Origin of the sequence: Nosocomiicoccus massiliensis, from assembly GCF_000438455.1 — a bacterium.
GTDB lineage: Bacteria > Bacillota > Bacilli > Staphylococcales > Salinicoccaceae > Nosocomiicoccus > Nosocomiicoccus massiliensis.
In genome coordinates this window covers 1-6,206 of record NZ_CAVG010000099.1, presented here as the reverse complement: position 1 = coordinate 6,206, position 6,206 = coordinate 1, and the positions used below count along the sequence as shown (strand labels likewise).

Sequence of the window (6,206 nt, the reverse complement as noted above, 5' to 3'; positions counted from 1 at the left end):
CATACAAAAGCACCCCTTTAGTTGGATATTAAGTCCAATTTAAGGGGTGCACGTCATAGTTGCTTGTCTTTTTTATTAGAGGGAATGATGATAGTTGAAAAAGATACTCAAAAATAATATTTGGTCAGAATCACTTTGAGGATTCTAACCAAAATTTTTGAATATTTTAAAAAACCGCATCACTTATGATAACTCTCATTATTCAAAATCTTATTCACCCTAAATAACTGCTCGAGTAATATGACTTTCATCATTTGATGGGGGTAGGTCATTTTTCCGAAGCTGATTGCTTCGTTTGATCGTTTCAAAACGTCTTCTCCAATTCCATTACTTCCCCCAATGACGAATACGACGTTACTTTTTCCTTGCGTTTTCCAGTTGTTATATTGTTTCGCAAAACTTTCTGACGAGTGTGCTTTCCCGTTTATTTCTAACGTGACGACGTGTTGGTTTGATTTTATTTTTGATAAAATACGTTCCGCTTCTTTATGTTTTATGTTCTCTATATCTTTTTCACTCGCGTTATTTGGTTCTGGCTCGTCTTTTACTTCAACAAGTGAGACGTTCGCATATTTACTGAGTCTCTTTTCATATTCTTTAACCGCTTCACGCCAATATTTCTCTTTTAATTTTCCAACAGTAATGATCGTTATTTTCATATTTTCACCTTCTTTTTAAACTTATTCACAGAAAAGGACCAAGTATTCCACACTTGGTCCCCAAGTTATCCACATTATTCAGTAGTTATACACATATCCCTGTGGATAACTTTTATAATGTGTATATTCTCGTTGGTTCGTCTTTATCTGTATCGTGTAATTCCACATGTGACACTGTATCGACATCATGATGATTTAACACTTGTTCTACACTCATTCGTGCGAGTTCTTTGATGTTGTTGTCTTGACTTAAATGCGATAAATAAATTCGCTTCGTACGATCTGTAATAACGTCCTTCATAGCATGTGCAGCGTCTTCGTTTGATACGTGCCCAACATCGCTTAATATGCGCTGCTTTGTCATCCATGGGTATCTACCCGCACGGAGCATATCGACGTCGTGGTTAGATTCAAATACGAAGACATCACTGTCTTTTATAATGCCCTTCATCTCATCTGAGACATATCCAGTATCTGTAATAACGGATAGTTTTTTGTCATTTTGTGATAGGGTGTAAAACTGTGGATCTACCGCATCATGTGATACGTTGAATGATTCGACATCTAAACCGATAATTTCTTTATAGTTTAATGCGTTAAATTCAAATTTTTGCTCTCTATTGACGTGAATGTTTTTAGATTCAATGGCTTGCCATGTCTTTTTGTTCGCAAATATCGGTATGTTATAACGCTTTGCGATGACTTTTAATCCTTTTATATGATCGCTATGCTCATGTGTGATTAAAATCGCGTCAATATCGTTTAGTGATCGCTCGATTTTATTTAACGCAAGTTCTATTCGTTTACATGTAAGACCCACATCGATTAAAAGACTACCTGATTCGGACTCAACATATATACAATTCCCTGTCGAGCCGCTCGCAAGTACGCTCATTTTCATTGTGGATGTCACTCACCTTCAATTATTTCTTCAGATGCATTGATTGCATCTACGTAAATAATACGCGTTCTATCATCTTCTTCAATGACTAGTTTCCATTTCGGTCGCAATAATACTTGTTGATTTTCATCGTTTAAAAGTACGACGTAATGACCGAGTGTACTCGATTTTATAACCGCTTCATTTGAAATTACCTTTTCTTGAGCAAGTTCTTCAGCAAGTTTAATCGGATCATTCACTTGAACTTGTTTTGAATATTCGTTTACAGAGATATTAGAAATGTACCCCTGTTCAAAACGCAATGCGTTATCACCCGCTCTAACTACTTTAATACGCGCTGCGTTAATATTGAATATCGGAAGGGAGTCGTACATTTGATTATAGTAAATCATGTCGGAAGTACTATTTTCTGAATCAAATGTATACTCACTGCCTCTATATATTTCTTTATCAATATGCGCTTTAACTATAGTCGCATCTAATTCTAAATCTTTTACTTCAACAATATTTCTAATCGTTCCACTTTGATCAGTCCCAGTTTCAGACTGAAATTCTTGTTGTACACCGTTTAATACGGATAATTTTATATTTTTTAACGCATCGACGTTTGTTTTATAATCTGCACTTTTACTTATCGACTGATTACGACTCGATTCGTGACGTTCTTGTATATTATATTGATTGTATAGCACGATTAACAATACGATATTGTATGATTAAAACACTGTAATATATATAGATTTACTCAGTTTCCAATCCATTACGCTTCCTCTCCAATATCGTATTTTATCCATTCTCCATCATATAAAATATACCAATTTGGCGTATACTCAACGACGTTTAATTCACTTTGATCCGTATTGTGCTTTAAGTCATATGCGATGACTATTTTGCTTACTTTTGATAACTCATAATCTTCGTGTAAGACAATTTGGTAACGTACTTTTTCAATATCATCTAACGTCACACTTAAATCAGAAGGAATATTAGCGTTTAACTGAATCATCGGTCGACTATACTCTGTGATTGTCGTCTTACCGATTTTCACGTAAATTTCACTCATAATCTCATCGCTAAAAACGATATAGTTGTTTAAAAGTGGTCGATACACTACGAGTTTATCGTCACCATCATACTCAAATAGAGTATATCTAGACGTTAAGCCCATATGTCCATTTAAAAAGATGAACGACTTTTCAATTGAACGATAGGGGGACAGTTCGTTAACGTCTGATCCTTTTAAATTCATAAACGTATATTGATAATTACTCGATGTGTACGTGGCGATTTCAGTATCTGCTTCGTACACTGTAATATCTTTTGTTTGTTTTTGTTCTATATTTGATTGAGTAAACAGTGTTTCGTTCATTGCAGAAACACTAATTGTCGATGGTATAAACTGGTGTACAGTCTTTTTACCTGGCGACTTTGGACCGTATATCGCTGTCAGTCTGTTTGAGGTTGCTTCATTTGTAATCACCATCGAATAGTCCGTAAATTTGTCGCTATTTCGATTGATAATCTGTATGATTTCATTTTTTCCGACATTAATTCTGTAAGGTATAAACATCGTACGTTCACTATTAAAAAAGTTAAAAACGACGTAATTATCATGCAACTCTAGAAACACACGATCAAACTGAAAATCTACAAAATTCTCATCGATTTCACTTTTTAACATCGTAAAAAATGTACGTGCAGGTATTTCTGAGTAATAATCAATTAAAAGCATCTCGCTACCTTCAATAAGTGCATCTGCTTTTAACTGATTAATGCTTTCTGGATGATTTAAAAATTGAACCTCTTTTTCGTTAAATAACTTCCGAATTTCAGCAATTACATCTTTATCGACTGTTCCAATTTCTTCTTGTTCTGTCGCATAGACAATTTGGTACGCTCGTATCACATCACCAAACGTCACATCCTCACCTTGAGAGGCCATCGGTGACGGTGAAAGTGTCGTATCAATAGTTTCGAATTCTGCAGTATAACTCCAGCTTTTATATGTGAGTATACAACTTACAATGACGAGTAACGTTAGCATCACTGTTTTGACATGTTCTTTATTCATCCCACTCATCCTCTTCAATATCTAAACAAGGTAAGTTAATGAAAATCGTCGTGCCTTCACCTTCAATACTCGTCGCCCAAATTTTACCGTCGTGTGCTTCGACAATCTCCTTAGAAATTGCGAGTCCGAGACCAGTACCACCCATTTGACGTGTACGTGATTTATCGATTCTATAGAATCGCTCGAAGATTTGATTGACATTTTTACCCGGTATTCCGAGACCGTGGTCTTTTATTCTTAACGTCATGCGTTTGTATAACGTGTTCTCTTGTAAGTGGAATTCCACCTTTTTAGGTGTGCGTGTTTGATATTTTATAGCGTTAGTTATAACGTTATCAAGCACTTGCATCATCTTATCTATTGCGATTTCAGAATAGATTGGTTTATTCGGTATATTTTTAGTAAATACAACCTCATCTTTAAACGTTACTGTGAATCGTTCGATAATATTTTCTAAGAACATATTAAAGTTCACAACTTCTTTGTTGATTTCTTCGACTTCACTGTCCATACGTGAAAGTTGAAGTAAGTCTTCAACGAGTCGTGACATACGTTCTGTTTCTTCACGTGTAACTTTTAAAAATCGTGGCGCAATTTCTTCGTCTTGCCATGCTCCGTCTTCTAAGGCCTCAATATAACTGTGCATAGAAGTGAGTGGGGTACGCAGCTCATGAGATACGTTCGCAACGAATTCACGACGCTCTCTTTCGAATTCTTCTTGTTCTGTAACGTCATGCATTACAGCGATAAATCCACTGACAAATCCTGTATCTTTAACGATAGCACTAAAGTTCACACGGACGATGCGGTTACCTTCTTTAGATTCTAAAAATATTAAGTGAGACGTATCACGATCATCTAGTATGTCGGATAATTCGAGCTCGTCTTCAAGTCCGAGTTCTGTAATCATATTTTTATTTAAAATATCTTCGTACTTAACATCTAACATATATAATGCTGTGTCGTTTGCGAGACGTATTCCACCGCGTCTGTCAGATGAAATAATACCGTCTGACATATGTGTAATAACAGAGTCTAGTCTGTTCTTCTCACTTTCGGTATTCGCTTGTGCTTCTTGAACGCGTTTGGACAAGATATTGAACGATTCAGCAAGTTGACCAATTTCATCATCACTATATATTTGTACGCGAGACGTATAGTTCCCCTCAGACATGAGAAGCGCTTGGTTTCTCATACTAATAATCGGTTTTGTGATCGTACGTGCAACAAATATACCGAGCACTGTCGTAATAATGAGTGATATCGCAGTTGCGATAATAAATGTATTGTTAATTTTTTCGAGTTGCGAATATACGTTCTCGATGTTTGACGCAACGTATAGACTTCCAATTACTTTATCGTGTGCAATAACAGGAGAGTTCACAATCCACATACGTTTGTTATCATCCGCTTTACTAACGAATATATCATCGTTTTGAGTACCAGTTTCTAACGCTTCGTTTAACTCTTTGATGTTCACTCGAGAGTTTAACGTCGATTCGTTAGATATCTTGCTCGTTGCAAGAAGTATTTGATCAGAGTTTACGTATCGAATTTCATTAATATCTGAACGATTACCATAATCATCGATCACTTTTTGTACTTCTTGCTGAAATTTACTACGATTGTTTTCATGTTCGCTATCGAGCTCGACGATACGAGTTTCAATTAAGTCAATTTGTGACTCGATGTTACTTTTAAAGTTTTCTGTTAAATCTCGTTCTAATACGTTTGTAAAATATAATCCGATAATTTGCATACCGATAATGATTAATAAAACGTATATAACGACGAGTTTAACTTGAAGAGATTGAATGTTTCGACGCCAATAGTTCAGCATTTAGTCGTCACCTTTTAAAAAGTATCCGACACCACGGCGTGTTAAGATGTACTCCGGATGGCTTGAATCTGTTTCAATTTTCTCTCTTAAACGACGGATTGTTACGTCTACAGTACGTACGTCTCCGAAGTAGTCATAACCCCAAACTGTTTCAAGTAAATGTTCACGTGTCATCACTTGTCCTGGATACTGTGCTAAATATTTTAATAACTCAAATTCTCGTTGTGTAAGTTCAACTTCAACATCATTCTTTTTAACGAGATATGCATCTAGATCAATCGTAATCTCACGATTTGTGATGATGTTTTCATCTTTTTTAGCCTCTTCAGTTGACGGTGTTTTACGGCGTAAGTTTGCCTTAACACGTGCAATTAATTCACGTGCTGAAAATGGCTTTGTAACGTAATCATCCGCACCAAGTTCTAAACCCAGTACTTTGTCGATTTCGTCATCTTTTGCTGTTAACATAATAATCGGCATATCATGATATTTACGTACTTCTTTACAAATATCCATACCATCTTTACCCGGTAACATAATATCGAGCAAAATAAGATCTGGTACTTCTTCCAATATTAGTTCAAGGGCTTCGTTACCTTCGTGCGCAATTAAAACTTCGTAACCTTCTTTTTGTAAGTTAAATTCTAAAATCTCTGCGATTGGCTTTTCATCATCAACTACAACTATTTTAGCTGGCATTGTTTTCCCCCGTTCTAGAGAAAATAATATATCTCT

6 protein-coding genes are annotated in these 6,206 nt (G+C 35.7%); all 6 read right to left on the bottom strand.

Going from position 1 to position 6,206, the window contains the following annotated elements; translation table 11 throughout:
- Positions 1–179: 179 nt before the first annotated feature.
- Entirely contained in the window at positions 180–659 is a 480-nt protein-coding gene (gene rlmH, locus TJ68_RS04475) for a 23S rRNA (pseudouridine(1915)-N(3))-methyltransferase RlmH (protein ID WP_040928972.1), read from the bottom strand.
- A 112-nt stretch (positions 660–771) separates the two neighbouring features.
- Complete coding sequence (locus tag TJ68_RS04470; protein ID WP_420329224.1) at positions 772–1,572, bottom strand: MBL fold metallo-hydrolase; 801 nt, start codon at positions 1,570–1,572, stop codon at positions 772–774.
- On the bottom strand, positions 1,569–2,252 hold the full coding sequence (gene yycI, locus TJ68_RS04465; protein WP_238316033.1) for a two-component system regulatory protein YycI: 684 nt from the start codon (positions 2,250–2,252) through the stop codon (positions 1,569–1,571). Before yycI ends, TJ68_RS04470 begins: the two co-directional genes overlap by 4 nt.
- 68 nt (positions 2,253–2,320) lie before the next feature.
- On the bottom strand, positions 2,321–3,631 hold the full coding sequence (locus tag TJ68_RS04460) for a YycH family regulatory protein (protein ID WP_040928970.1): 1,311 nt from the start codon (positions 3,629–3,631) through the stop codon (positions 2,321–2,323).
- Positions 3,624–5,471 (bottom strand): cell wall metabolism sensor histidine kinase WalK, encoded by a 1,848-nt coding sequence (gene walK / locus TJ68_RS04455; RefSeq protein ID WP_040928969.1) that lies wholly within the window; start codon positions 5,469–5,471, stop codon positions 3,624–3,626. The genes TJ68_RS04460 and walK overlap by 8 nt, the downstream gene beginning before the upstream one ends.
- Entirely contained in the window at positions 5,472–6,170 is a 699-nt protein-coding gene (gene yycF / locus TJ68_RS04450; protein WP_040928968.1) for a response regulator YycF, read from the bottom strand.
- Positions 6,171–6,206: the final 36 nt, after the last annotated feature.

Excerpts from the sequence above, each read along its gene's own strand:
- yycF (WP_040928968.1), bottom strand. The coding sequence starts at position 6,170 with ATGCCAGCTAAAATAGTTGTAGTTGATGATGAAAAGCCAATCGCAGAG.
- walK (WP_040928969.1), bottom strand. The coding sequence starts at position 5,471 with ATGCTGAACTATTGGCGTCGAAACATTCAATCTCTTCAAGTTAAACTC.
- rlmH (WP_040928972.1), bottom strand. The coding sequence starts at position 659 with ATGAAAATAACGATCATTACTGTTGGAAAATTAAAAGAGAAATATTGG.
- TJ68_RS04460 (WP_040928970.1), bottom strand. The coding sequence starts at position 3,631 with ATGAATAAAGAACATGTCAAAACAGTGATGCTAACGTTACTCGTCATT.